Here is a 25,122-nt window from a genome sequence, read left to right as displayed (position 1 = left end):
GTCCACCCCGAAACCGCCGTCAAGCCGCGTACGCACGGTATCGCTGGCGATCCAACCACAGGTCGCAGCCGAGCACACGTGTCCACGCTCACCGCCTCCGCCGCTTGGAGCAGGCCCGCTGCGCCGTCCGTTGCCGATCCGGCCACCACCGAGGGCGGCCCGCTTCCGGCCGGACCAGCACCACGGAACTCACGCGGCACCCGCAGCCACGACACCCCGCCGCAGCGCCTTCACCGCGTCGGCCGCCGCCGCACCCACCGGATCCGCCTTGCCCAGCACGTCGCGGACCTGGTCGAGCAGGTCGATCACCTGCCGCGACCACCGCACGAAATCACCCGCCGACAGCTCCTGGCCGTTCGCCTCGGCCGCCGTCAGCACCTTCTCCAGCGACTCACCCCGCGCCCACCGGTAGACCGGCCACGCGAACCCCGCGTCCGGCTCCCGGGTGCGATCCAACCGGTGCCGCCGCTCGTCCTCCGTGAGATCCACCCACAGCTTCACCGTCTCCTGCCACGCCTCCGGCACCGCACCACCCGGCAACCGCGGCTCACCGGCGGTGTCCCGGCGCGCCTCGAACACCAGCGTCGACACGACCGCCGCCAGCTCCGCCGGCCCCAGCCCCTGCCACACCCCGTGCCGGATGCACTCCGCCGCCAGCAGATCCGACTCGCTGTACAGCCTGGTCAGCCGCCTGCCGTGCTCGGTGACCCGGTCCTCCCCGTCCTGCCCCAGATAACCGCGCTCACCGAGCAACGCCAGGATCCGGTCGAACGCCCGCGCCAGCGAGTGCGTCGTCGCCGCCACCTTCCGCTCCAGCTGCTGCGTCTCCGCCGCCAGCCGCTGATACCGCTCGACCCACCGCAGGTTCGCCTCCCGCTCGGCCAGCCCGTGACACGGATGCGCCCGCAACGCCCGCCGCAACGCCGCCAGCTCACCGTCCTCGTTCGCCCCCGACCGCCGCTTCTGCCGCCCCGGCAACGAAATCCCGGCATTCCGCAACGTCGAAGCGATGTCCCGCCGCGTCTTCGGCGACCGCAGCTCGATGTGCTTCGGCAGCTTGATCCGACCCAGCACCTCCACCGGCGCCGGGAAGTCCGCCACCGACAACGGACCCGACCACCGGTCCTCCGTCACCACCACCGGCCGCGGCTCCCGGATCGGGTCCAGCCCCGGATCGACCACCACCGCCAGCCCCGCCCGCCGCCCGGCCGGCACCGCGATCACGTCACCCTTGCGCAGCTTCTCCAGCGACTCGGCCGTCCCGGCCCGCCGCACCGCGGTGTTCTGCCGCGACAACGCCTTCTCCCGCGCCGAAATCTTCGCCCGCAGCTCGACGTACTCCAGCATCTCGTCGAACTCGCCCGTCACCGCGGCCGCGTAGCCCTTCAAGGCCTCCTTGTTCCGCTCGATCCGGCGCGCCGTCCCCACCACCGACCGGTCCGCCTGGAACTGCGCGAACGACTGCTCCAGCAGCTCACGCGCCTCCGCCGCGCCGACCTGCGCCACCAGGTTCACCGCCATGTTGTAACCCGGCCGGAACGACGACCGCAGCGGATACGTCCGCGTCGACGCCAGACCCGCCACCTGCTTCGGATCCACCCCCGGCTGCCACGAAACGACCGCGTGCCCCTCGACGTCGATCCCCCGCCGCCCGGCACGCCCCGTCAGCTGCGTGTACTCCCCCGGCGTCAGGTCGACGTGGGCCTCGCCGTTGTACTTCACCAGCCGCTCCAGCACGACCGTGCGCGCCGGCATGTTGATCCCCAGCGCCAGCGTCTCCGTCGCGAACACGACCTTCACCAGCCCGCGGACGAACAACTCCTCCACAGTCTCCTTGAACGCCGGCAGCAACCCGGCGTGGTGCCCCGCGATCCCCCGCTCCAGCGCCTCCCGCCACTCCCAGTAGCCGAGCACACCCAGGTCACCCTCGGGCAGGTCCGCCGTGCGCTCCTCGATGACCCGGCGGATCTCCTCCACCTCACCCGGCCCGTTCAACCGCAGCCCGGACCGCACGCACTGACCCACCGCGGCATCGCACCCCGCCCGCGAAAAGATGAACACGATCGCCGGCAGCAACCCCGCCCGGTCCAGCTGCTCCACGACGTCCACCCGCGACGGCGGCCGGAACCGCGGCATCCGCGGCGGCGCACCCCGGCGCCCCCGCGGCCGCTGGAACCCCGCCGGCGCGAACTGGCGCCCGACCTCCTCGGTCCGGCGCAGCAACGTCGGGTTGATCCGCAGCTCCGCACCCGGCGCGTGGACGTCCTCGCCCGCGAACAGGTCCAGCAGCCGGTTCCCGACCAGCATGTGCTGCCACAGCGGCACCGGCCGGTGCTCGTCGACCACGACCGTCGTGTCCCCGCGGACCTCGACCAGCCACTCGCCGAACTCCTCGGCATTGCTCACCGTCGCCGACAACCCGACCACGCGCACGTGCTCGGGCAGGTGCAGGATCACCTCCTCCCACACCGCCCCGCGGAACCGGTCGGCCAGGTAGTGGACCTCGTCCATCACCACGTAGCCCAGATCGGTGATCGTCGACGACCCCGCGTACAGCATGTTCCGCAGCACCTCGGTGGTCATCACGACCACCTGCGCGTTGCCGTTGATCGACGTGTCGCCGGTCAGCAGCCCGACCGCGTCCGGACCGTAACGCGCCACGAGGTCGCCGTACTTCTGGTTCGACAACGCCTTGATCGGCGTCGTGTAGAAGCACTTGCGCCCCTCGGCCAGCGCCAGGTGCACGGCGAACTCGCCCACGACGGTCTTGCCCGCCCCGGTCGGCGCGCAGACCAGCACGCCGTGCCCGCCCTCGAGCGCCTCGCACCCGCGGATCTGGAACTCGTCGAACTCGAAGGACGCTTCCGCGGCGAAGCGGGTCAGCTGGGGGTACTGCCCCCGGCGCGCGGAGGCCGCATAGGCCTCGGCCGGGGAGGGAGAAGGGCTACTGGCCACCTCGTCAGGGTTTCACATCCCCCCGACAGTCCGCACGCGGCGTGACCATCGAGGGTGCCCTCGTCCGTGCGTTTTGTGTGGGCTTCCAGCCTGGTGACGGCTGGAAGCCCGCACCTGCGCCTGATGTATAGGTCGTTATACACAAGAAGGAGAGGGAACCGGGTGGTGGATCTCGGCGTCGGAGCGGCGAAAGGAGGCCCGATGACCGAGGTGTGCCCAGGCTGCGGCCGGCTGGACCAGGTGCAGCACGTGCCGGCGGTCTACCACGGCGGGCATTCCTTCTACCGTGGTCAGGGGCCCGTGGTGGCCGTTCCGGCCGGGGACGGTGTCGTGTACGGCCGCAGCCAGGTCAGCGGGATCTCGGTGACGGCGGTGGCGCGGTCGCTGGACCCGTTCCCGCCGCGGCGTCGCGGGGGCGGGATGCTCGCGGGGGCGATCGCGCTGGCGCTGGCCGGGGGCTGTCTCCTGCTGCTGCCGTTCTCCGTGGCCGGCGATCCCCCGCCGGGCGGGGCGGCGTCGGAGCTGCTCGGGGTCGCGGTGTTCTCGTTGCCTTCGCTGTGCGTGTTCGTGGCGGTCGGGACGCTGCTGTGGCTCTACGTGCGGCGGTTGCGGGCGCACCGGCGGCAGCAGCGCGGGGTGCCGGCCGCGACGCAGCTGTGGGAGCAGGGCTGGTTCTGCCACCGCTGCGGTGGCGTGTACTTCGCGGACGCGCGTGCGGAGCGCCTGCTGACGCCTTCGCACTTCCGGCAGCTGGTGGCGCGGGCGGGTGGCTACGACCGTTAGGCCAGCACGGTCAGGGCGCCCGAAACGCAGCTGACCGTGACCGGCACGCTCCCCTGCGGCTCGCCGTCGGCGTAGGCGGGCCAGCTGTTGCCGGTCAGGGACACCGAGCGGGCACGCAGGGTGCGAACCGCCGGGTGGGTGAGGTGCTTGCCGGTGCGCAGGCCCGGCAGCATCCGGATCAGGCCGCGGCGGGTCACGTCGCCGACGACCGTGACGTCGAAGACGCCGTCCTCGGGGTCGGCGGTCGGGCAGATCGGGACGCCGCCGCCGTAGAACCGCGTGTTGCCGACGGCCACCAGGGTCGCGTCGAGCTCCAGGCGTTCGGTGCCGGTGTCGACGACCACCGGGCGGGAGCGGAACGCCGCCAGCTCCGCCAGGATCGCGACGTCGTAGCGGCGCGGCCCGGAGGGCCAGCGCAGCCGGTTCGCGCGCTCGTTGACGCTCGCGTCGAAGCCCGCGCACAGCACGGTCGCGAACCACGTCTCGCCGATGCGGCCGAGGTCGATGCGCCGCCGGGCCCCGGAACGCAGGGCCGCCACCAGCGCGTCGACCGCGGGCAGCGGCTCCCCCGGCACGCCGAGGGCGCGGGCGAAGTCGTTGCCCGTGCCGGCCGGGACCAGCCCGAGGGCGACGTCGTGGTTCGCGCAGAACTGGACGCCCTGGTGGGCGGCGCCGTCGCCGCCGAGGACGATCAGGACGTCCAGGCCCGCGTCGTGGGAGGTCCGCATCAGCTCGCGGGACTCCTCGACCGTGTTGGCCACCAGGACGTCGAGGCGGTCGACGGCGGTGCGCAGGCGCTCGGCGACGGTGTCGGCGATCCGGGCGGCGGCGCCGTGCCCCGAAGCCGGGTGCACGGCGAGCGCGGCGTGGATCCCCACTACGTGACGTCGTCGGTGCTCGTCCGGCCACCGGAGGCGGTCGGGGTGGACGGTTCGTCGTCGATCGTGCTCGGCGTGTAGTTGAACGGCGCCGCTTCGTCGTCGGCCAGCTGGTCCCAGCCCTCGTCCTCGCGCAGGCGGTCCTTCTTGCGGTCGTGCAGGCGCGCGAGCTGGATGGCGATCTCGAACAGCACGGTCAAGGCCCCGGCCAGTCCCAGCATCGAGAACGGGTCCGAACCCGGCGTCGCGAACGCGGCGAACACGAACAGCGCGAACACGATGCCGCGCCGCCACTTCTTCAGCTGCCGGTACTTGACCACGCCGACGCGGTTGAGCATCACCACCAGCAGCGGGAGCTCGAAACTGACGCCGAAGATCACCAGCAGCGACATGATGAACGAGATGTACTTGTCCGCGGTCAGCGCCGTGACGAACTGGTCCTGACCGAAGCTGGTCAGCAGCGCCAGGGCGTGCGGGACGAGCAGGTAGGCGAGCACCGCGCCGGCGGCGAACAGCACCGACGCGAAGCTGACGAAGGTCAGCGCGTACTTGCGCTCCTTCGAATACAGACCCGGCGCGATGAACGCCCAGATCTGGTACAGCCAGGCCGGGGACAGCAGGACCGCGCCCGCGGCCACACCGACCTGCAACCGGATCATGAACGACTCGAACGGCACCGTCTGCAGCAGCCGGCACCCGTCGATCCCGGCGAGCCGCTGCTGCGAGGGGATCTCGCAGTACGGGCCGATCATGATGTCACCGAGCGACGGGATCGGCCCGAGCTTCGTCTCGAACCAGAAGAAGCCGAAGATGCCGCCGATGACGATGGCGAGCAGCGCGTAACCGAGCCGGCGGCGGAATTCGTAGATGTGCTCGATGAGCGTCATCGTGCCGTCGGGGTTCGTGCGACGGCTGCGCTTGCGCCGCTTCGACCGGCGGCTGGCACCGTTACCGGAGGCGGGTTCCGCCACGGGATGTTCCGTTCTCGTCGGTGTCCGCCGGAGCGCGCCGGCTCGGCGCGCTCCGTGGACCAGGGACCGGGTGCGGTCTCAGCCGCTCAGCTGGCGTTCTTCTGCGGCTGGTCGGCCGACTGCTGCTGCTTCTTCAGCTCGTCGAGCTGCCGCTGCAGGTCGGCGACCTGCTGGTCGGTCGCCGGCGCCGGCTTGGCCGGGAGCTGCTTGGTGTCGGCTTCCACGGCGTCGTCCGCGGCGGGCTTGTGGTCGCCCGCGAGGTCCTTGGTCTCGGCCTTGAAGATCTTCATGGACTTGCCGATCGACCGGGCCGCGTCGGGAAGCCGCTTGGCCCCGAACAGCAGGACGACGAGAAGAACCAGGATGATCAAATGCCATCCTTGCAAACCGTTGGCGAACAAGATGGCCTCCTATCTGCGTCTGGTAGGGATGTTACTGGTTTTCCGGCTTCCGGCGGCGCTCCGCGAACGCGACGCGCAGCGCGGCCGACCGCGCGCGGAGCAACCCCGCCCGGTCCTGGGTGTTCGCAGCCACCATGCTCGCGGTCTGCTTGAACGCACGCAAGACCTTGGCGGTCCGCACCAGCACGACGACGAGCAGCAGGAGTCCCGCCGCGGCGAGGACGATGGTGGGCAGGTACGGCACGCGGTCAGCCTAGTGGTCGCAGGTTGACGGAAGGTGACGGGCTCGGGCGACCGCGTCGGCGGCCCGGCGTCCGACGTCGGACGCGAGGTCGGCCGGGCTCTCGACCAGGGCTTCTCCGCCCAGCCCGAGCACCAGCCGCACCATCCAGGACTGGTCGGCGTAGCGCATCCGGATGCGCAGCCGGCCGCCGTCGAGCTCGTCCAGCTCCTCGCACGGGTAGTACTCGGCTACCCAGCGTGCGTCCGGGTCGAGGACGAGCACGGCCTCCCGTTGGTCGGGACGTTCGCGGAAGACGCCCTCGGAAATGTCCGTGGGGTGGGCGTGCGCGGGTGGCCGGGAGGGCTCGTCGAGGACGGTCAGCTCGTCGATCCGGTCGAGCCGGAACAGCCGGACGCCCTCGGCGCGGCGGCACCAGGCCTCCAGGTAGCCGACGGCCTGGACGATCAGCAGCCGCATCGGGTCGACCGTGCGCTCGGTGATCTCGTCCTTCGACGCCGTGTAGTAGCGGATCCGCAGCGCGCGCCCGTCCTGCAGGGCCTGGGCGACCTCCGCGCGCGTGCGGGCCGTCTTCTTGCCCTCGCGCACCCCGCCGCCGACGACCACCCCGGCGGGCTGGGCCTGCCCGGCGGCCGACTCGATCTTGGCGATCGACCGGCGGACGGCGTCGCCGTCGAGCACGCCCGGCGTCTCGGCGAGCGCCCGCAGCGCGACCAGCAGCGCGGTCGCCTCGCCGCCGGTGAGCCGCAGCGGCCGGTTCATCCCGGCGTCGTGCGTGACGACGATCGTGTCACCCTCGAAGGACAGGTCGATCAGGTCGCCGGGCCCGTAGCCGGGCAGCCCGCACATCCAGAGCAGCTCGAGGTCCTTGCGCAGCTGCTTGGGCGTGACGTCGAAGTCCTGCGCCGCGTCGTCCACGCGGACGCCCGGGCGCGCGAGCAGGTAGGGCACCAGCGCGAGCAGTCTCGGCATCCGGTCGGTGGATCCGCTCACCGGCCGCTCCCCTGCCGGGCCACGACGGCTTCGAGCCGGTCCTGGACGGTCTTCGCCAGCACGTCGGGTTCGAGCACGACGACGTCCGGGCCCTGCGCGGTGATCCAGTCGGCCGCCGACTCCGGGAAGTAGAGCCCGATCTCGACCAGGTCGCCCTCTTCGCCGTCGAGCACCGTCCGGCCGATGACGGTGCCGCGGCGGCGGACCCCGGCGGCGCGGCCGTCGGCGACCCACAGCCGGGCCGTCGTCACCGGTGCCGGCTCGGACTCCCCCGTCACCGACACCAGCTTGAGCAGGTTGACGCCCTCGGGGCGCTGCACCGCGCCGGGCTTGCCGACCGGGCGGACCTGGCCGGTGACGCGGGAGAGGCGGAAGCAGCGGGTGGCGCCGCGGTCGCGGTCGTGCCCGACGACGTACCAGCGGGCCCGCCACGACACCACGCCCCACGGCTCCAGCGTCCGCATGATCCGCTCGGGCGAGCCGCTGCGGCGGTACTCGAAGCGGACGGCCTGGCCGTTCTGCACCGCGGCCAGCAGGGGGCCGAACGCCGGTTCGGCGCGCACGCGCGGCTCGACGACGGTGGGTGCCTGGTCGTCGACCTCCAGGCCGGCGGCGCGCAGCTTCACGAGCGCGCCCTGGGCCTGTCCGGTCAGCTCCGGCGAGTCCCACAGCCGGGACGCCAGCGCGACCGCGGCGGCTTCGTCGGGGGCGAGGTCGATCTCGCCGAGTTCGTAGTCGCGGCGCGCGATCCGGTAGCCCTCGATGGCGTCGAACGCGGAGTTGCGGCCGGTCTCGAGGGGGATGCCGAGCTCGCGCAGCTCGGTCTTGTCGCGCTCGAACATCCGGAAGTAGGCGTCGTCACTGGCCGCGTCGCCGTATCCGGGCACGATGCCGCGAATCCGCTCGGCAGTGAGGTACTGCCGGGTGGACAGGAGGGCCAGCACGAGATTGACCAGCCGTTCGGCGCGGGCGGTGGACACCCGGTAGAGCCTAGCTCGCGCCGCCCGGCCCGATCGTGAGGTCCGGTGTGCGCGCGTCGTAATCGGCCCGCGCGGTGCTCACGGCGTCGAAGTTCGCCTCGGCCCAGTCCTTGAAGCCCGCCATCAGCGCACGCAGGCTTTCTCCCAGCGGGGTAAGGGAATAGTCGACGCGGACGGGGACCGCGGGGGTCACCTCGCGGCGCACCAGGCCGTCGCGTTCGAGCACCCGCAGGGTCTGGGTGAGCATCTTCTGGCTGACGCCGGCGATGCGCCGCGAAAGGTCGCTGTAGCGCTGCGGGCCGTCACCGAGCGCGACGAGGATCAGGCTGACCCACTTGCCGGCGATCTCGTCGAGCAGCTTCCGGGTCGGGCACGCCGCCAGGTAGGCGTCGTAGGCGGCCTTCTCGGCCTGCCGCCGCTGTTCCGCCGTGCGCGTGGGCACCGGCCACCTCCTCGTGCGGTAGGCACCTGCCGGTGCGTACTTCCCGTTGGAGAGTAGCTCCCCTTACGTTCGCGGGGAAGGTGTCGTTCCGCGAAGGAGAGCGAGATGCGTGCGGTGGTGGTCCGCCGGTTCGGCGGCCCGGAGGTCCTGGAGGCCGTCGAGGTGCCGGTGCCCGTGCCGGGTCCGGGCCAGGTGCGGATCCGGGTGGCGGCGGCCGCGGTCAACCCGGTCGACGTCGCGACGCGGGCGGGTCTGCTGACCGCGGCCGGGGTGATCCCGCCGCGGGAGGTGCTCGGCCTCGGCTGGGACGTCGCCGGCACGGTCGAGGCCGGCGACGGGTTCCGCCCGGGCGACGCGGTGATCGGCCTGCGCGACCGGATCGCGACTCCCCTGGGTGCCTACGCCGAGCGGATCGTGCTGGACGCTTCGGCGGTCGCGCCCGCCCCGGCCGGCGTCTCCCCCGTTTCGGCGGCGACGATCCCGCTCAACGCGCTCACTGCCGCACAGGCCCTCGACCTGGTCGAAGCGACCGGATCGGTGCTGGTCACCGGCGCGGCGGGCGCGGTCGGCGGGTACGCCGTCGCACTGGCGCACGCCCGGGGGCTGCGGGTGATCGCGGTCGCCGGCCCGGCCGACGAAGCGATGGTCCGCGGGCTCGGGGCGGAGTTCGTCGCCCGCGGGCCGGCGCTGGGCGACCGCGTGCGGGCCGTGGTGCCGGGCGGGGCCGACGCCGCCCTCGATCCGGCCTTGCTCGGTCTGGACGCCCTCGATGCCGTCCGCGGCGGAGGTGAGTTCGTCGCCTTCGCCGCCGGGGCGGCGCCGATTCCGCTGCGCGGCGTGCGGGTGCGCACTGTCTGGATCCGCGCCGACGGTGACCGGCTGGCCGAGCTGTCCCGGCTCGTCGAGCAAGGGACGTTGCCGGTGCGCGTGGCCGGGGTGCTGCCGCTGTCGGACGCCGCGGCCGCGCACGAACGGCTGGCCGCGGGCGGACTGCGCGGCCGGCTCGTGCTGACGCCGTGAATCGTGCCTAGCCTGGCGGGTATGGATGATCGTGTTCTTCTCATCACCGGGGCCTCGCGCGGCCTCGGCGCCGCGACCGCGCGGCTGGCCGCCGCCGCCGGGTTCCGGGTCGCGCTCGTGGCCCGCAAGGCCGAGTCCGTCGCACCGCTGGCCGCCGAACTGGGCGAGGACCGGGCCGTCGCGCTCGGCGCCGACGTCGGCGACTGGCCGAGCATCTCCGGCGCCGTCGACGAGACCGTGAAGCGCTTCGGGCGGCTCGACGCGGCCTTCGCCAACGCCGGCATCGGCGTCGGGACGTCGTTCTTCGGCGACGACGACCCCGATCCACGGGCGTGGGAGCCGATGGTGCGCACCAACGTCCTCGGCGCCGCCTACACGGCCCGCGCGGCCCTGCCCGCGCTGAAGGAGTCGTCCGGGCACCTGCTCCTCACCGGCTCGGTCGCCGGGCGCTACATCCGCAACGCGAGCCTCTACTCCGTCACGAAGTGGGCCGTCACCGGGATGGCCGGCGCGATCCGCGAGGAGGCCGTCGGCACCGGCGTGCGGGTCACGCTGATCAACCCGGGCATCACCGACACCGACATCCTCACCGACGAGCAGCGCAAGAAGCCGCACCTCGAGCCCGACGACATCGGCCGTGCGGTGCTCTACGCGCTGCAGCAGCCGCCGTCGGTGGACGTCAACGAGATCATGGTCCGCCCGACCGGCCAGGTCCTCTAGCGGCTCAGGCGCGCGACGCGGCCCTGGGCGCCGCTGGCCCAGCAGCTCGCCCCCGCGCAGTCCACGGAGTCGAAGCTGCCGGCGTCGAACGACGTCCAGTGCCGCCCGCCGTCGGGGCTGAGGTCGCTGCCGCCCGGGCCGACCGCGAGGACGCTCCCGCCGCGCCAGGCCAGCCCCGAGCGGTACCCGGCGGGGTACTGCGCCGGCGTCTGCCAGGTGCGGCCGAGGTCCCGGCTCAGCGCGACGGCCGGGCCGGGCGCGGCCGGGTTCGCGTAGTCGCCGCCGATCGCGACCCCCTGGCCCGGCGTGCGGAAGGCGACCGCGAACACACCGGCGGACGGGCTGCTCGGCAACGGCGTGTCCGAGGCCGTCCAGTGCCGCCCGCCGTCGCCGGAGTGCAGGACGCGGGCGGTCGCGCCGCCGCCGGTCGCGAGCCAGGCGTCGAACGGCCCGGCCGTCGTGATGCACTGGCCGCTGGCCGCGAACCCCGCCTCGCCGGGCAGCGCGGGCGGGAAGCCGCTCTCGGGCACCTGCCGCCAGCTCCGGCCGCCGTCGAAGGTGGCCTGCACCCGGAACTTCCCGTCGACGGGGTCGCTCATCGCCAGGCCGCGCCAGGGGTCGAAGAAAGCGAGGCAGTCGTAGAACGCGGCTTCGTCGGTGTTCTGGAAGGTCTGGCGCCAGTGCGCGCCGCCGTCGTCGGTCCGGTAGACGCGCGAGCCGGCGCCGGGGCCGATCGAAAGGATCACGGCGTGCTCGGCGTCGAAAGCCTCGATGTCACGGAACTCGAGCGTGCCGGTGCCGGGCGGGCCGACGGCCTTCCAGGTCGTCCCGCCGTCGGTGGTGCGCAGGACCGTGCCCTGCGTGCCGCTCACCCACGCGACGCGGGCGCTGACGGCCGAAAGGCCGCGGAACTGGGCGGTGACGCCGGTCGGCTTCACGTCCCAGCTCGGCAGGTGTTCCCCGGCCGAAGCCGGAGCTGCGAGCGAGACCAGCAGGGCGCACACGAGCAGCACGACACGCATGCGGAAGATCCTGCCGCACCCGCCCGGCGACTTTCGTAGGGAACACCGGGCGGGCGAGCCGGGCTACAGCGAGCTGATCAGGCGTTCCACGCGCTCGTCGACCGAGCGGAACGGGTCCTTGCACAGGACCGTGCGCTGGGCCTGGTCGTTCAGCTTCAGGTGCACCCAGTCGACCGTGAAGTCGCGGCCGGCGGCCTGGGCCGCGGCGATGAAGTCGCCGCGCAGCTTCGCCCGGGTCGTCTGGGGCGGGGTGTCCTTGGCGGCCTCGATCTCGCCGTCGTCGGTGACGCGGCGGACCAGGCCCTTGCGCTGCAGCAGGTCGAAGATGCCCCGGCCCCGGCGGATGTCGTGGTAGGCGAGGTCGAGCTGCGCGATCCGCGGGCTGGACAGGTCCAGGTCGTGCTTGTGCCGGTAGCGCTCGACCAGCCGGTGCTTGATCGCCCAGTCGATCTCGGTGTCGATCTTGCTGAAGTCCTGCTGCTCGACCGCCTCGAGGGCCCGGCCCCACAGCTCGACGACGCGCTCGTTCGCCGCGGTCGTCCCGTTGTCCTTGAGGTGCTGGACCGCGCGGGCGTGGTACTCGCGCTGGATGTCCAGCGCCGACGCCTCGCGCCCGCCGGCCAGCCGCACCTGACGGCGGCCGGTGAGGTCGTGGCTGATCTCGCGGATCGCCCGGATCGGGTTGTCCAGGGTGAAGTCGCGGAACTGGACGCCGGCCTCGATCATCTCGAGCACCAGGTTCGCGGTGCCGACCTTGAGCATGGTCGTCGGCTCGGCCATGTTCGAGTCGCCCACGATGACGTGCAGCCGCCGGTAGCGCTCGGCGTCGGCGTGGGGCTCGTCACGCGTGTTGATGATCGGCCGCGAGCGGGTCGTCGCGCTCGAGACGCCTTCCCAGATGTGTTCCGCACGCTGGGAGAGGCAGTAGACCGCGCCGCGCGGCGTCTGCAGCACCTTGCCGGCCCCGCAGATGAGCTGCCGGGTCACCAGGAACGGCAGCAGGACGTCCGCGATCCTCGAGAACTCGCCCGCGCGGGTCACCAGGTAGTTCTCGTGGCAGCCGTAGGAGTTGCCCGCGGAGTCGGTGTTGTTCTTGAACAGGAAGATGTCGCCGCCGATGCCCTCGTCGGCGAGCCGCCGCTCGGCGTCGACCAGCAGGTCCTCGAGGATCCGCTCGCCCGCCTTGTCGTGCGTGACCAGCTGGACCAGGTCGTCGCACTCGGCCGTCGCGTACTCGGGGTGCGAGCCGACGTCCAGGTAGAGCCGGGAGCCGTTCGACAGGAACACGTTGGAGGAGCGTCCCCACGACACGACTCGCCGGAACAGGTACCGCGCCACCTCGTCGGGCGAGAGCCTGCGCTGTCCGTGGAAGGTGCACGTGACCCCGAACTCGGTCTCGATGCCAAAGATCCGCCGCTGCATCCCACCAGAGTAGGCGCTGCACCCCCTCCGACGGTGCGCCGTTCGGGCGTCGACACGCGCCCAGTAGGCCACAGACGGTGAATTCACCCTGAATCAGGCACGATTGGAGCACGGCTCTTGACGGCACGCGGAAGGCGGACCTCTTGTCACACCAGCTCATCCGGGCCTTCCGGCGGGTCGGCCGGACCGATCGCGCCCTGATGCGGCGCAGCGCGCGGCTGCCGGCCACGAAGGCCGACGACGCGCTGATGGCCCTCTCGAGATCGGCCAACAAGTCCCGGCTCTGGTGGGCCGTCGCGGCGCTGCTGGCCACGCGCAAGGGCGCCACCCGCCGCGGCGCCCTGCGCGGGGTCGTCGCGATCGCCGGGGCCAGCGCCGTCGCGAACCTGCTCGGCAAACCGCTCTTCCCCCGCCGGCGCCCGGCCGAGGAAGAAGTGCCCGAGCACCGCCGGCTGCGGAAACGCCCGACGTCGTCGTCGTTCCCCTCCGGCCATTCCGCCTCCGCGGCGGCCTTCGCGACGGCCGTGGCGCTCGAGTCGCCGCGCGCCGGTCTCGCCGTCGCCCCGGTGGCGCTGGCCGTCGCCTATTCACGCGTCCACACGGGAGTCCACTGGCCCTCGGACGTGGGCGTCGGCCTGGGCATCGGCGTCGGCGTGGGCCTGGCGACGCGGCACTGGTGGCCACTGCACGACGACGTCCCCGCCCGCACCGCCCACGACGCGGACGCGCCGGAGATGGTCGACGGCGAGGACATGCTGGTGCTGGTCAACCCGAAGTCCGGGGTGGACGGCCAGGACCCGACCGAGGAAGCCCGCTACGCCTGGCCCAAGGCCCAGATCCTCTACCCGGACCCCGAGCAGGACCTGCGCACCCAGCTCGAATCCGAGATCGACGCCCGCGGCACGGTCCGGGCGCTCGGCGTCGCGGGTGGTGACGGCACCGTCGCCGCGGTCGCGTCGGTCGCCGCGGAACGCGACCTGCCGCTCGCGCTGATCCCGGCCGGCACCCTCAATCACTTCGCCCGCGACGTCGGCGTCCGCTCGATGCCCGACGCCGACGCGGCCACCGAGGTCGGCAACGCCGTCGGGATCGACCTGGGCGAGGTCGGGATCGACGGGGCCGACGGCACCGCCCACCGCTGGTTCGTCAACACCGCCAGCCTCGGCGGCTACCCGGAGATGGTGCGGCTGCGCGAGAAGCTGCAGGAGAAGCACCCCAAGTGGCCCTCGGCCGCGATCGCGCTGGCGCGGACGCTGCGGCACGCCAAGCCGCTGACCGTCCGGCTCAACGGCAAGCCCACCCAGGTGTGGCTGCTGTTCGTCGGCAACGGCACGTACGCCCCGAAGGGCTTCGCGCCCAGCCGCCGGCCCGCGCTCGACACCGGCCTGCTCGACGTCCGCTACCTGCGCGCGGACCTGCCCTATTCGCGGGCCCGGTTCCTCGTCGCGATGCTGACGCGCACCCTGGCCGCCAGCCACGTCTACCAGGAGCTGGACGTGCCCGAGCTGGACGTCGAGCTGCAGGACGGCCACCGGCGCGTCGCCACGGACGGCGAGGTCGGCCCGCTCGGCAACCGGTTCCGCTTCCGGTCCCGCCCCAGCGCCCTGACCATCTACCGTCCTTAATCACTCTTTACCTTCTCTCAACGAACCCACAGCTTCGTCTCGATAGTTTCGCGAGGGAGTTGCGGGCGACCCTGCCCGCAACCAGGGGACGAGCGGGGACTGCATGGACGGGCACGGCCTGGCGAGCTTGATCCACCGGGCCGCCAGTGATCCGGTGCTGCCCGGCGACGTCACGGCCCGCGCCCGTGACATCGGCCCGTTCGAATCACCGCTCATCTGGCTCGCGTTCGCTTCGGCGGCCGTCGCGGTGCTGGCGGCCGTGATCGCGCTGGGCCACCGGCGCCGGGTGCGCCGCTGGGGCTCGGCCGCCGTCGGCGTGCTGCTCCTGCTCGCCGCAGTCACTGCCTTGAACAGCTACGTCGGGTACGTGCGCACGTCCGACGACCTCGCGCGGCTCCTCCAGCGCGGCCCCGGCCCGGTCAACCTCGCCGGACGCATGCTCGACGACGGCGAAGACGCCCCGTCCGCACCCCGGGCCGGCGTCTCCCAGCCGAGCGCCGGCCAGCGGGTCGACGTCGTGAACCTGCCCGACCCCGCGCACGCGGTCCCGTCCGGCAGCAACTACGTCGTGCTGCCGCCGGGCTACAACGCGAACGCCGCCCGCCGCTACCCGGTCGTCTACCTCATCCACGGCTACCCGTTCGGCGGCCCCCGCGACTGGCTGACCTCCGGCGACGCGCCCGGCACGCTCCTGGCCCTGCAGAAGGCGAACGTCATCGAGCCGATGATCGTGGTCAGCGTCGACCTGACCGCCGGCGTCCCCAGCACGGACTGGGAATGCCTCGACGTCCCGGGCGGCCCGCAGCTGGAGACCTACCTCGCCCGCACGGTGGTCCCGGCGATCGACCAGCGCTACCGCACGATCCCCGACCGCCGCCACCGCGCCCTGGGCGGCATGTCCGGCGGCGGCTTCGGTGCCCTCAACATCGGCCTGCACCACGTCGACGAGTTCGGCACGCTGCTGATCGCCCTCCCCTACGACGACCTCAACGACTCGGTCGGCGTCCTGGACGGCAACCGCGCGGCGATCGCGGCCAACACCCCGCGCCGCTACCTGCCCACGATGACCTTCCCGGCGCCGATCTCGGTGATGCTCGCGGTCGGCACGGGCGCGCCCACGGACGTCACGACGGCTCACCGGATCGCCGACGCGCTGCGCGCCCGCGGCCAGGAAGCGGTCGTCCACGCCGAGCGCGGCTTCAACCACACGTGGCACACCGCGCGGGCCACGCTGCCGTACATGCTGGCGTTCGCCGACCAGAACTTCCGGGCTTCGCCGGCGAACTCCTGAAATCCGGTTGTCGCGTCCGAGACCCTGGATCATGGACCTCGCGACGCACTACGCCACCGGCCCCGCCGAAGACACCCGGCTCGCCCGCACCCCGCACGGCAGGCTCGAATACCTGCGCACGCAAGAACTGCTCCGCCGGTTCTTGCCCGGACGAGCCCGGATCCTCGACGTCGGCGGCGGCACGGGCGTCCACGCCGCCTGGCTGGCCGCGGACGGGCATCCGGTGCACCTGGTCGACGTCGTGCCCGCCCACGTCGCCCAGGCAGCGGCCCTGCCCGGCGTGACGGCCTCGGTCGGCGACGCGCGCGGCCTCGACGCGGCCGGGGCGTCCTACGACGTCGTCCTGCTGTTCGGCCCGCTCTACCACCTCGTCGACGCGCCCGATCGCGCTCGCGCGCTGGCGGAGGCCCGGCGGGTGCTGCGCCCGGGCGGCCTGCTCGCGGCGGCCGGGATCAGCCGCTACCTCTCGCTGCTGGAGACCGGCGCCGCCGGAACGCTCACCGACGAGCGCGAAGACGGCGTCCGCGCCGTCGTCACGACCGGGGCCTATGACGGTCACGCCGGTTTCGTCCCCACGCACTGGCACACCGCCGCCGAACTCCACGACGAAGTCGCGGGCGCGGGCTTCACCGACCCCTCGGTGTACGGCGTCGAGGGCCCGTCATGGCCCGCCCTCGACAGCGCGGGCCCGGACGAGTTCCCGCGCCTCGCCGCATCCGCCCTGCGGGCCGCCCGGCTCGCCGAACAGAACCCGCACCTCGTGCACGCGAGTGCCCACCTGCTCGCCATCGCCCGCCGCTGAACGCGGAAACGGGGCGCGGCCACCGGCCACGCCCTGTCTCCGAACAGGCTTACTTGCCTTCGGGCTTGCTCTCCGGCTCCTCGCCCTGCGGGTCCGGCACCGGCAGCAGCGCGTCCAGCGCCGTTCCCGTCAGGCGGCGGAACGAGCGCCGCGGGCGGTCGCGGTCCAGGACCGCCACCTCCAGCTTGATCGGGTCCGCGTCGCCGTTGCCGTTCGACGACGTCCCCGCGGTCGACGACGAGGACGAGCCCGCCGACGACGAAGACGCCGTCGACGACGGCTGGCTGGCCGCCTTCAGGGCCTCGATCGCCACGCCCAGGGCCGCCTGCAGTTCCAGGCCGTCCTCGAACGTCTCCTTGAGCTTCGAGGAGATCTTGTCCGTCTGACCGCCCATCACCACGTACTGTGGCTCGTCGAAGATCGAGCCGTCGTAGGTCAGCCGGTACAGCTGGTCCTCCGCCGAGCTCGCGCCGACCTCCGCCACGCAGATCTCCACCTCGAACGGCTTCAGCTGCTCGGTGAAGATGCTGCCCAGCGTCGCCGCGTAGGCGTTCGCCAGCGCCCGCGCGCTCACGTCACGCCGGTCGTACTGGTAGCCCTTGAGGTCCGCGTGCCGGATCCCCGCCACGCGCAGGTTCTCGAACTCGCTGTAGCGCCCGACCGCGGCGAACCCGATGCGGTCGTAGATCTCGGACACCTTGTGCAGCGTCGCCGACGGGTTCTCCGCCACGAACAGCACGCCGCCCGAGTACTTCAGCACCACCACGCTCCGGCCGCGCGCGATGCCCTTGCGCGCCAGCTCGGAACGCTCCCGCATCAGCTGCTCGGGAGAGGCATACAACGGCATCGTCACGGTGTGCGCTCCAGGTCTTCCGGTGTTCCAACGTTCACTGGTTCGGTCCGGGTCAGGCGAGCCGGCGCTGCTGGCGCTCGATCCGCCCCGCGACGACCGCTTCCGCGACCGCCGCGGTCTCCGACTCGGACAGCTGCACGGCACCCCGCTCCGCCGTGATCGTCACGACGCTCGGGAAGATCCGCCGCACGAGGTCCGGCCCGCCCGACGCGGTGTCGTCGTCCGCCGCGTCGTAGAGCGCCTCCACCGCGACCCGCACCGCGCCTTCGACGTCGGCGTCCGGGTCGTGCAGCTTCTTCAGCGCGGATTTCGCGAACAGCGAACCCGAACCGATGCCCGCGTAGCCGCCGTTCTCCTCGTACCGCCCGCCCGCGGCGTCGTACGACACGATCCGCCCGGCGTGCTTGGCGTCCTCGGCCTCCAGGTCGTACCCCACGAACAACGGGATCGCCGCCAGCCCGGCCATCGCCATCTCGAGGTTGCCCTTGACCATGCCGGCCAGCTTGTTCGTCTTGCCGTCCAGCGACAGCGAAACGCCCTCGATCTTCTCGTAGTGCGCGAGCTCCACCGCGTAGAGCCGCACCATCTCCACGGCCAAGCCGGCCGTGCCCGCGATGCCCACGGCCGAGTACTCGTCGGTGACGTGCACCTTCTCGATGTCCCGGCTCGCGATCAGGTTCCCCGACGTCGCCCGCCGGTCGCCCGCGATCAGCACGCCGCCCGCGAACGTGCACGCGACGATCGTCGTCCCGTGCGGCACGCCCAGCTCCGCGGCGCCCGGCGTCACCGGGCGCCGGGGGAGCAACTCGGGCGCCTGCTCACGCAGGAAGTCCGAAAACGACGACGTCGCCGACGAGAAGTACGCGGCCGGCAGCGCGGGACCCGAGATGCCCCTGGTGTTGTCCATACGTGCTCAAAAATCCCATCTGTGCGGGCCGAAGCCCCACGTGCGGCCAGCCGTCACGCGGAGCCCCGGCCGCCGGCTGAACGGTCGGCAAGGGCGCGGCGCCCGAGCGGCTTACTCGCCGCCCTTCTGCACGTAGGCCCGGACGAAGTCCTCGGCGTTCTCCTCGAGCACGTCGTCGATCTCGTCCAGGATCGTGTCCACGTCCTCGCCGAGCTTTTCGCGCCGCTCCTGACCCGCCGCGCCGGTGTCGTCGAACTCTTCGTCGGAGTCGCCGCCGCCGTGCTTTTCGATCTTTTCCTGGGCCATCTCGCCTCCCGGTGTGGCTGATGTTTCCTAGCCTACCCAGCGGCCCCGACATTCGGGGTCACGCCGCGATCGCTGGTGCGTCCCGCCTAGTCCGAACCGGTGAGGGCCTCCACGAGGTCCTCGGCCGTCGCCGACTCGTCCAGCAGCTTGCCGACGTGCGCCTTCGTCCCCCGCAACGGCTCCAGGGTCGGGATCCGCACCAGCGACTCCTTGCCGACGTCGAAGATGACCGAATCCCACGACGCCGCCGCGATCGACGTCGCGTACTTCTCCAGCGCCCGGCCGCGGAAGTAGGCCCGCGTGTCCGACGGCGGCGTCGTCACCGCGGCCAGCACCTCTTCCTCCGTGACCAGCCGCTTCATCGACCCGCGCGTCACCAGCCGGTTGTACAGGCCCTTCGCCAGCCGCACGTCCGAATACTGCAGGTCGACCAGCCGCAGCCGCGGCGCGCCCCAGGCCAGGTTGTCCCGCTGGCGGTAGCCCTCGAGCAGGCGCAGCTTCGCCGGCCAGTCCAGCCGGTCCGCGCACTCCGCCGGGTCCCGCGCCAGGGCGTCCAGCACCTCGCCCCAGACCCGCAGGACCTCCTTCGACGCCTGGTCGGCGCCGGTGCGCTCCAGGTTCTGCGAAGCGATCTCGTGGTAGGCGAACTGCAGGTCCAGCCCGGTGTACTTCTTGCCGTTCGCCAGCGCCACCTGCGTCTTCAGCGTCGGGTCGTGGCTGATCTGGTGGACCGCCTTCACCGGCTCGTCCAGCTTCAGGTCGTCGAACCGGATCCCGGACTCGATCAGATCCAGCACCAGCGCCGTCGTGCCGACCTTCAGGTACGTCGAGTACTCCGACATGTTCGCGTCGCCGATGATGACGTGCAGCCGGCGGTACTTGTCCGCGTCCGCGTGCGGCTCGTCGCGGGTGTTGATGATCCCGCGCTTGAGCGTCGTCTCCAGGCCGACTTCGACCTCGATGTAGTCAGCACGCTGGGAGAGCTGGAACCCGGCTTCTTCACTCTGCTGACCGATCCCGACGCGGCCCGAGCCGGTCACGACCTGCCGCGAGACGAAGAACGGCGTCAGCCCCGCGATCACCGCCGTGAACGGCGTCGAGCGCGCCATCAGGTAGTTCTCGTGCGTGCCGTAGCTCGCGCCCTTGCCGTCGACGTTGTTCTTGTACAGCTGCAGCTGGGGCTGCCCGGGGACGGACGCCGCCTTGAGCGCGGCCTCCTCCATCACCCGCTCGCCCGCCTTGTCCCAGATGACCGCGTCGCGCGCGTTCGTCACCTCGGGCGCCGAGTACTCCGGGTGCGCGTGGTCGACGTACAGCCGCGCCCCGTTGGTCAGGATGACGTTCGCCGCGCCCAGGTCCTCGACGTCCGGGTCGTGGCCCGGCCCGCCGGGGCCGGTCAGGTCGAACCCGCGCGCGTCCCGCAGCGGGGACTCCACTTCGTAGTCCCACCGGGCCCGGCGCGCGCGCGGGATGTCCGCCGCGGCCGCGTAGGCCAGCACGACCTGGGTGGAGGTGAGTACCGGGTTCGCCGTCGCGTCGCCCGGCACGGAGATGCCGTACTCGACTTCGGTTCCCATGATCCGCCGCATGTCCACCACCCTACGGGGTCGCCCTAGTGGAACGATGCACCCATGCCAGGCAGTGACGAACTCGTTGCCCTCTATGACCAGGCCGGCTCGGTGGTCGGCACGGCCACCCGCGGCCGGGTCCGCGCCGACGCGCTGTGGCACGCCGCCGGCGTCGTACTGGTCCGTTCGGGTGACGGAAGCGCCGTCTACGTGCACCTCCGCACGGCGGTGAAGGACGTGTTCCCCTCGACGTGGGACTGCTGGGCCGGCGGCGTGGTCGCGGCCGGCGAGACCCCGGCCGACTGCGCCCGCCGCGAACTGGCCGAAGAGCTCGGCGTCCACGGGGTGGAACCCGTTCCGCTGTTCACGAAGGTGTACGACGACGGCCGCAACCGCTGCCACAACTTCGCCTTCGAAGTCCGCTGGGACGGCCCGATCCGCCACCAGGCCGAAGAGATCGTAGAAGGCCGCTGGCTGCCCCTGGAAGAGCTGCGCGCCTGGGTCGACGACCCCGCGCCCGAACTGCCCTTCATCCCCGACGGCCGCGAAGGCGTCCAGGAATGGTTCCGCCGCTACGGCTGAGCCGCGAGCTTCGCCGTCATCGCCGGCAACAGGCGCTTCGCCGCGTCCACGGCCCGCGCCTCCGTGCTCGCCGAGACCGTCAGCCCCGACACGAGCTTTCCCTTGGCCAGCAACACCGTGCAGGTCTTTCCGTCGCACCACGCCCGCTGCCGCTCGACACCCGGCTGGGCCGGCACGGTCACCGGCCTGCCCGTGCAGACGGCGTTCGCGACGACGTCGGCCGCGGGCTGGTCCGGGTACGCCGCGACCCGGTGCCGCAGCAGCGACCCGCTGGGGTAGCGCCAGGTCGCGGTCCGGCTGCTCGCCGACACGGTGTCCGTCAGGCACCCCGAAGCCTCGCCCGAACCCGGCTGGACCCCCTCTTCGGCGACGTCCGCGTCCGTCAGCAACGCCTGCTCCGCGACGAGGCCCGGGTCGGGCGCCGGCGGCTTGGCCGGAGCCGCCTCGGCGGGGCTCACCGGCGCTTCCGTGGCGGTCGGGACCGGCGACGACGTCGGGACGGGGTCGTCGTAGTACGTCTCGAGGTTGTTCGGGTCGGGCCCGTCGCAGCCCGTGAGGCCGACCAACGCGACCGCGGCCAAGGCGACCACCTGCCGATGACGCACCTGCTCCGGCCTCCTGTCGTCCGCTCGTGTGGCTGCGAGGGTAGTGCAGCCGCTCAGTCCCACCCGAGGGAGGACCGGTGTCGCCAGTACTCCCCCGGATTCTCCGCCAGGCCGGCCAGCGCGGCTTCCTCCTCGGTGCTCAGGGAAAGCGTGGTCGCGCGCAGGTTCGCCGCCAGCTGACCCGGGCTCGCCGGGCCGATGACCGCCCGGTCGGCCCAACCACGCGAGAGGACCGCGGCCACCGCCACCGCGTCCGCCCCGACCCCGTGCGCCGCCGCGATGGCGAGCACGACCGCCGGCGCCTCGACGACGAGCCGGCCGTTGGCCAGGGTTTCCTTGACCAGCACCCGTTTCCCGGCCGCGTGCGCGGCTTCGAGCGCCGGACCCGCGGACGGCTCCAGCACGTTCCACGTCGACTGGACGGCCGAAAACACCGGCTGCCCGGCCACTTCCAGCGCGAACGCCCGCTCGATCGCGTCCGCCTGGGCCGGCCCGGACGTCGAGAACCCGACCGCGACCCCGTTCGCGGACAGCTCAGCCAGCGCCTCGATCAGCGGCTCGTCGGCGAACAGCGGACTGTCCACAGTGAGCGAATGGACCTGGTAGAGCCCGACCCGGTTCCCCAGCAGCGCCAGGGTTTCCGCCCACTGCGCGGCGAACCGCGCCGCCGAGTGCTCCTTCACCTCGTGCACCTCGGCGTCGAGCCGCCAGTCGCCGACGTAGGCGTAGCCCCACTTGCTGGAGACCTCGACGTCGGCGTGCCCGCGCTCGGCGAGCCAGCCGGCCAGGAACTCCTCCGAGCGCCCGTAGGAGCGGGCCACGTCGACGTGCCGGACGCCCGCCGCGTACGCGTCGTCCAGGACCGCGAAGGTCGCGGCACGCATCGATCCGACGTCGCGCACCGGCGGCAGGGCGCCTTCGCGCCCGAGGTTGATGTAGGCGGGGCGGCCCAGTGCGGCCAGGCCGAGCGCGATGCGGTCCATGGGTTCCTTCACGCCGTCTGCTTGTGCCGGAGGATGGCCAGCCACTGACCGGCGTTCTGCGCCTGGCGGTGGAGCTTCTCCAGGCGCGCGGCCGGTGCCCGGACGTAGCCCTTGCCGAAGACCGGGGCGATCTGGCGGAGGCTGGCGCCGCCTTCGCGGGCGGCGAGCAGCAGCCAGTCGGACGCGTCCGCGCAGGCCGCGGACGCCCGGCGGAACTCGCCGAGCAGGTCGATGAGCTCCTGCGCGCTCACCTCCCCCGCCTCGACGGCGGCGGCGGTCGTCTCCAGCCAGGCCAGGACGTCGGACTCGGTGATCGGCGCGCGCGGCCGGGCGATTTCTTCGCTCACAGCCGGGAAGTATAGGTCGTTATACGCGAAAGACCGGGGACCACGTATCGGCGTGCCTCGATGTGATCGACCTATACTCGGGAGGCCATGACGACGCGCACCGGGCCCGAGGCCGAGCAGCTCCTCGAAGTGTTCAAGGCGCTCGCGAACCCGGAGCGCCTGCAGATCCTCGGCTGGCTGCGGGAGCCCGAGCGGCACTTCCCCGTGGACCGGGCCATCGCCGACCCGGTGGAGGTCGGCGTGTGCGTGAGCCACATCCAGGAGAAGACCGGTCTCGCGCAGTCGACGGTCTCGGCCTACATGGCCGGGTTGCAGCGCGCCGGGCTGGTGCTCGCGACGCGCGTCGGCAAGTGGACGCACTACAAGCGCGACGAAGCCCGGATCGCCGAGTTCGTCGCCGCGCTCGGCCGCTCCCTCTGAACCACTCCCCTCCCCGGCGCTGAGCCCGCGTGTTGACTCACATCGTAATTCTGCGATACTTCGATTCATGAGTACGATCGAGGGCATGCGGCTGGGCCGCTACGGGATCTGGACGTTCGACTTCGAGGACCAGCCGGCGAGCCTGATCCGGGAGTCCGTGCAGGAGCTGGAAGAACTCGGCTGGCCGGCGGTCTGGATCCCGGAGACCGAAGGGCGGGAAGCCCTGACGCACGCCGGCTTCCTGCTGTCGGCCACCGAACATCTCGCCGTCGTCAACGGCATCGCGCAGATCTGGTCCCGTGAGCCGCAGCGGACCCGCGGCGCGGCCCTGCTGCTGGCGGACGCCTACCCGGACCGCCACCTGCTGGGCCTCGGCTTCGGCGCCGGAAAGCCGGGCGCGAAGCCGCTTCAGGCGATGAACGACTACCTCGACGCCCTGGACGTCACCACCGGCGTCAACCCCGAACCACGCGCGCCGGTGCGACGGCTGCTCGCGGCGTACGGCCCGAAGATGCTGGCGCTGGCCCGCGACCGGTCGGCCGGCGCGCACACCTACCACGTGACCCCGGAGCACACCGCCCAGGCACGGGAGATCCTCGGCACCGGCCCGTTCCTCGGCGTCGAGCACGCCGTGCTCTTCGAAACCGACGCCACCCGGGCGCGGGAAACCGCCCGCCGGCACCTGCACACGTACCTGACGTCGCAGTACAACGTCGCGAAGTTCCGGCGGCTCGGCTACACCGAGGCCGACATCGACGGCGGCCACGGCAGCGACCGGCTCGTCGACGACCTCGTGTACTGGGGCGACCTCGACACGGTCGCCGGCAAGCTGCGCGGCCACCTCGACGCGGGCGCCGACCACGTCGGCATCCAGGTCATCGGGGTCGAGCCGGGCACTTCGGCCCTGCCGCACTGGCGCCGGCTGGCCGAGGCACTGCTGCCCGTCGCCGCGTAGGCCGAGCCACTCGCGGTGCGGTATAGGTCGTTATACACAGGCAGAGGTCCGAAAACCGCTGGCTTCCGTCCCGGTACTGCCCGTTGACTGCGCTCATGCGGTCGAGCACAGCGGGTTTCGGGGTCACGGCGCGGTTCGCGCTGCTGGCCGTGGTCTGGGGAGCGAGCTTCCTGTTCATCAAGGTCGGCCTCAGCGGCCTCTCCCCCGCGGAGATCGCGCTGGCGCGGGTCGCGCTGGGGGCGTTCGCGCTGGGGGCGGTGCTGCTGACGCGGCGGCGGCCGCTCCCCCGCGATCCCGTGCTGTGGGGCCATCTGGCGGTCGTCTCGGTGCTGCTGTGCGTGGCGCCGTTCCTGTTGTTCTCGTGGGCCGAGCAGTACATTTCGTCCGGTTTGGCCAGTATCTTCAACGCGACCACGCCGCTCATCACGATGCTGCTGGCGGCCGCGGCCCTCCCCGAGGAGCGGTTCACGCCGCCGCGGGTGCTCGGCCTGTCGCTCGGCTTCCTCGGTGTGCTCACGATCGTCGGGGTGTGGCACGGCGTCGACGTCTCGCACCAGCTGACGGCTCAGCTCGCCTGCCTGGGCGCCACTACGTGTTACGGCGCCTGCTTCGTCTACATGCGCCGATTCGTCTCACCGCGTGGTGTCGACCCGGTGGTCGTCGCGTTCGGTCAAACCGGCTCGGCGACCGTGCTCCTGGGCCTGCTGGCGCCGGCCATCGCGGCCACGCCGGTCCACCTGGACTGGCCGGTGGTGGCGAGCATGGTCGCGCTCGGCGTCTTCGGCACGGGCATCGCGTACGTCTGGAACGTCCGCATCATCGCGACCTGGGGCGCGGCCAACGCATCCGCGGTGACCTACCTCACACCGGTCGTCGGGGTGCTGCTCGGGGTGCTGGTGCTCGGCGAACCGGTGAGCTGGAACCAGCCGGCCGGGGCGCTCCTGATCGTGCTCGGCATCCTCGCCGCCCACGGACGGCTCCGTGTGCGCCGCCCGAGCGAACCGGAGCTCGTCCGCCGCTAGACACGCCGGAAGGGCGGTCGCCGCGGCG

27 protein-coding genes are annotated in these 25,122 nt (G+C 72.4%); 10 read left to right on the top strand and 17 right to left on the bottom strand.

The window, feature by feature from the left end; all coding sequences use genetic code 11:
* Nucleotides 1-189: 189 nt before the first annotated feature.
* Nucleotides 190-2,955 carry a DEAD/DEAH box helicase gene (locus ACWEN0_RS13230; RefSeq protein WP_451972627.1) on the bottom strand — a complete coding sequence of 922 codons (2,766 nt, stop codon included), beginning with the start codon at nt 2,953-2,955 and terminating at the stop codon, nt 190-192.
* A gap of 201 nt (nt 2,956-3,156) precedes the next feature.
* Here ACWEN0_RS13230 and ACWEN0_RS13225 point away from each other — a divergent pair, with 201 nt between their 5' ends.
* Entirely contained in the window at nt 3,157-3,738 is a 582-nt protein-coding gene (locus tag ACWEN0_RS13225) for a hypothetical protein (protein WP_451972625.1), read from the top strand.
* On the opposite strand, the gene ACWEN0_RS13220 is transcribed toward ACWEN0_RS13225, so the two are convergent.
* From ACWEN0_RS13220 to ACWEN0_RS13190, 7 genes are all read right to left on the bottom strand, one after another.
* Nucleotides 3,735-4,616 (bottom strand): diacylglycerol/lipid kinase family protein, encoded by an 882-nt coding sequence (locus ACWEN0_RS13220; RefSeq protein ID WP_451972623.1) that lies wholly within the window; start codon nt 4,614-4,616, stop codon nt 3,735-3,737. The two genes, ACWEN0_RS13225 and ACWEN0_RS13220, sit on opposite strands and share 4 nt — an antisense overlap.
* Complete coding sequence (gene tatC / locus ACWEN0_RS13215) at nt 4,616-5,587, bottom strand: twin-arginine translocase subunit TatC (protein ID WP_451972621.1); 972 nt, start codon at nt 5,585-5,587, stop codon at nt 4,616-4,618. Before tatC ends, ACWEN0_RS13220 begins: the two co-directional genes overlap by 1 nt.
* Nucleotides 5,588-5,673: 86 nt before the next feature.
* Nucleotides 5,674-5,988 (bottom strand): Sec-independent protein translocase subunit TatA, encoded by a 315-nt coding sequence (tatA, locus tag ACWEN0_RS13210; protein WP_451972619.1) that lies wholly within the window; start codon nt 5,986-5,988, stop codon nt 5,674-5,676.
* A gap of 31 nt (nt 5,989-6,019) precedes the next feature.
* Nucleotides 6,020-6,232: a bacteriophage holin gene (locus ACWEN0_RS13205; protein WP_451972617.1), complete on the bottom strand. Its 213-nt coding sequence runs from the start codon at nt 6,230-6,232 to the stop codon at nt 6,020-6,022.
* Between the two features lie 9 nt (nt 6,233-6,241).
* Nucleotides 6,242-7,222, bottom strand: a complete 981-nt coding sequence (locus ACWEN0_RS13200; RefSeq protein WP_451972615.1) for a helix-turn-helix transcriptional regulator — start codon at nt 7,220-7,222, stop codon at nt 6,242-6,244.
* Nucleotides 7,219-8,202, bottom strand: coding sequence for a helix-turn-helix transcriptional regulator (locus ACWEN0_RS13195; RefSeq protein WP_451972613.1), 984 nt, complete (start codon nt 8,200-8,202; stop codon nt 7,219-7,221). Before ACWEN0_RS13195 ends, ACWEN0_RS13200 begins: the two co-directional genes overlap by 4 nt.
* Before the next feature lie 10 nt (nt 8,203-8,212).
* Nucleotides 8,213-8,644 (bottom strand): winged helix-turn-helix transcriptional regulator, encoded by a 432-nt coding sequence (locus ACWEN0_RS13190; RefSeq protein WP_451972611.1) that lies wholly within the window; start codon nt 8,642-8,644, stop codon nt 8,213-8,215.
* Between the two features lie 105 nt (nt 8,645-8,749).
* Here ACWEN0_RS13190 and ACWEN0_RS13185 point away from each other — a divergent pair, with 105 nt between their 5' ends.
* Both ACWEN0_RS13185 and ACWEN0_RS13180 read left to right on the top strand, forming a co-directional pair.
* On the top strand, nt 8,750-9,664 hold the full coding sequence (locus tag ACWEN0_RS13185; protein ID WP_451972609.1) for an NADP-dependent oxidoreductase: 915 nt from the start codon (nt 8,750-8,752) through the stop codon (nt 9,662-9,664).
* A gap of 21 nt (nt 9,665-9,685) precedes the next feature.
* Nucleotides 9,686-10,384, top strand: a complete 699-nt coding sequence (locus ACWEN0_RS13180; protein ID WP_451972607.1) for an SDR family oxidoreductase — start codon at nt 9,686-9,688, stop codon at nt 10,382-10,384.
* Here ACWEN0_RS13180 and ACWEN0_RS13175 read toward each other — a convergent pair.
* Together ACWEN0_RS13175 and pafA are read right to left on the bottom strand one after the other, a co-directional pair.
* The gene (locus ACWEN0_RS13175) at nt 10,381-11,406 is read right to left on the bottom strand and encodes a WD40/YVTN/BNR-like repeat-containing protein (protein ID WP_451972605.1); all 1,026 of its coding nucleotides are present in this window, start codon (nt 11,404-11,406) and stop codon (nt 10,381-10,383) included. The genes ACWEN0_RS13180 and ACWEN0_RS13175 overlap by 4 nt on opposite strands.
* A 63-nt stretch (nt 11,407-11,469) precedes the next feature.
* A complete protein-coding gene (pafA, locus tag ACWEN0_RS13170; protein WP_451972603.1) occupies nt 11,470-12,828 on the bottom strand; it encodes a Pup--protein ligase in 1,359 nt (452 codons plus the stop codon).
* A gap of 200 nt (nt 12,829-13,028) precedes the next feature.
* Between pafA and ACWEN0_RS13165 the strand changes: the two genes are divergently transcribed.
* From ACWEN0_RS13165 to ACWEN0_RS13155, 3 genes are all read left to right on the top strand, one after another.
* The gene (locus tag ACWEN0_RS13165; protein WP_451973308.1) at nt 13,029-14,453 is read left to right on the top strand and encodes a phosphatase PAP2 family protein; all 1,425 of its coding nucleotides are present in this window, start codon (nt 13,029-13,031) and stop codon (nt 14,451-14,453) included.
* Nucleotides 14,454-14,556: 103 nt separating this feature from the next.
* The gene (locus tag ACWEN0_RS13160; protein WP_451972601.1) at nt 14,557-15,744 is read left to right on the top strand and encodes an alpha/beta hydrolase; all 1,188 of its coding nucleotides are present in this window, start codon (nt 14,557-14,559) and stop codon (nt 15,742-15,744) included.
* Nucleotides 15,745-15,775: 31 nt separating this feature from the next.
* Complete coding sequence (locus ACWEN0_RS13155; RefSeq protein ID WP_451972599.1) at nt 15,776-16,546, top strand: class I SAM-dependent methyltransferase; 771 nt, start codon at nt 15,776-15,778, stop codon at nt 16,544-16,546.
* A 49-nt stretch (nt 16,547-16,595) separates the two neighbouring features.
* Here the strand turns inward: ACWEN0_RS13155 and prcA are convergent, their stop codons facing one another.
* The 4 genes from prcA to dop form a co-directional block, all read right to left on the bottom strand.
* Entirely contained in the window at nt 16,596-17,399 is an 804-nt protein-coding gene (prcA, locus tag ACWEN0_RS13150) for a proteasome subunit alpha (protein WP_451972597.1), read from the bottom strand.
* Nucleotides 17,400-17,451: 52 nt separating this feature from the next.
* The gene (gene prcB, locus ACWEN0_RS13145) at nt 17,452-18,306 is read right to left on the bottom strand and encodes a proteasome subunit beta (RefSeq protein WP_451972595.1); all 855 of its coding nucleotides are present in this window, start codon (nt 18,304-18,306) and stop codon (nt 17,452-17,454) included.
* Between the two features lie 111 nt (nt 18,307-18,417).
* Nucleotides 18,418-18,612, bottom strand: coding sequence for a ubiquitin-like protein Pup (locus tag ACWEN0_RS13140; RefSeq protein WP_013226725.1), 195 nt, complete (start codon nt 18,610-18,612; stop codon nt 18,418-18,420).
* 86 nt (nt 18,613-18,698) lie between these two features.
* Nucleotides 18,699-20,201 (bottom strand): depupylase/deamidase Dop, encoded by a 1,503-nt coding sequence (dop, locus tag ACWEN0_RS13135; protein ID WP_451972593.1) that lies wholly within the window; start codon nt 20,199-20,201, stop codon nt 18,699-18,701.
* A 42-nt stretch (nt 20,202-20,243) separates the two neighbouring features.
* Here dop and ACWEN0_RS13130 point away from each other — a divergent pair, with 42 nt between their 5' ends.
* Nucleotides 20,244-20,762, top strand: a complete 519-nt coding sequence (locus ACWEN0_RS13130) for an NUDIX hydrolase (RefSeq protein WP_451972591.1) — start codon at nt 20,244-20,246, stop codon at nt 20,760-20,762.
* Here the strand turns inward: ACWEN0_RS13130 and ACWEN0_RS13125 are convergent.
* From ACWEN0_RS13125 to ACWEN0_RS13115, 3 genes are read right to left on the bottom strand one after another with little or no spacing between them, the layout of a single operon-like run.
* Complete coding sequence (locus tag ACWEN0_RS13125) at nt 20,753-21,367, bottom strand: hypothetical protein (RefSeq protein WP_451972589.1); 615 nt, start codon at nt 21,365-21,367, stop codon at nt 20,753-20,755. The two genes, ACWEN0_RS13130 and ACWEN0_RS13125, sit on opposite strands and share 10 nt — an antisense overlap.
* A 53-nt stretch (nt 21,368-21,420) precedes the next feature.
* Nucleotides 21,421-22,350 (bottom strand): aldo/keto reductase, encoded by a 930-nt coding sequence (locus ACWEN0_RS13120; RefSeq protein WP_451973306.1) that lies wholly within the window; start codon nt 22,348-22,350, stop codon nt 21,421-21,423.
* Nucleotides 22,351-22,358: 8 nt separating this feature from the next.
* A complete protein-coding gene (locus tag ACWEN0_RS13115) occupies nt 22,359-22,697 on the bottom strand; it encodes a hypothetical protein (RefSeq protein ID WP_451972587.1) in 339 nt (112 codons plus the stop codon).
* Nucleotides 22,698-22,784: 87 nt separating this feature from the next.
* Between ACWEN0_RS13115 and ACWEN0_RS13110 the strand changes: the two genes are divergently transcribed.
* From ACWEN0_RS13110 to ACWEN0_RS13100, 3 genes are all read left to right on the top strand, one after another.
* Nucleotides 22,785-23,117 (top strand): ArsR/SmtB family transcription factor, encoded by a 333-nt coding sequence (locus ACWEN0_RS13110; protein WP_451972585.1) that lies wholly within the window; start codon nt 22,785-22,787, stop codon nt 23,115-23,117.
* A gap of 67 nt (nt 23,118-23,184) precedes the next feature.
* Nucleotides 23,185-24,072, top strand: a complete 888-nt coding sequence (locus ACWEN0_RS13105) for a TIGR03620 family F420-dependent LLM class oxidoreductase (RefSeq protein ID WP_451972583.1) — start codon at nt 23,185-23,187, stop codon at nt 24,070-24,072.
* 95 nt (nt 24,073-24,167) lie between these two features.
* Complete coding sequence (locus ACWEN0_RS13100; RefSeq protein ID WP_451972581.1) at nt 24,168-25,094, top strand: DMT family transporter; 927 nt, start codon at nt 24,168-24,170, stop codon at nt 25,092-25,094.
* Nucleotides 25,095-25,122 lie beyond the last annotated feature (28 nt).

The organism is Amycolatopsis sp. NPDC004378 (genome assembly GCF_053602455.1).
Note: the sequence above shows the minus strand (reverse complement) of the source record. Positions and strands in the feature narration are given on the sequence as shown.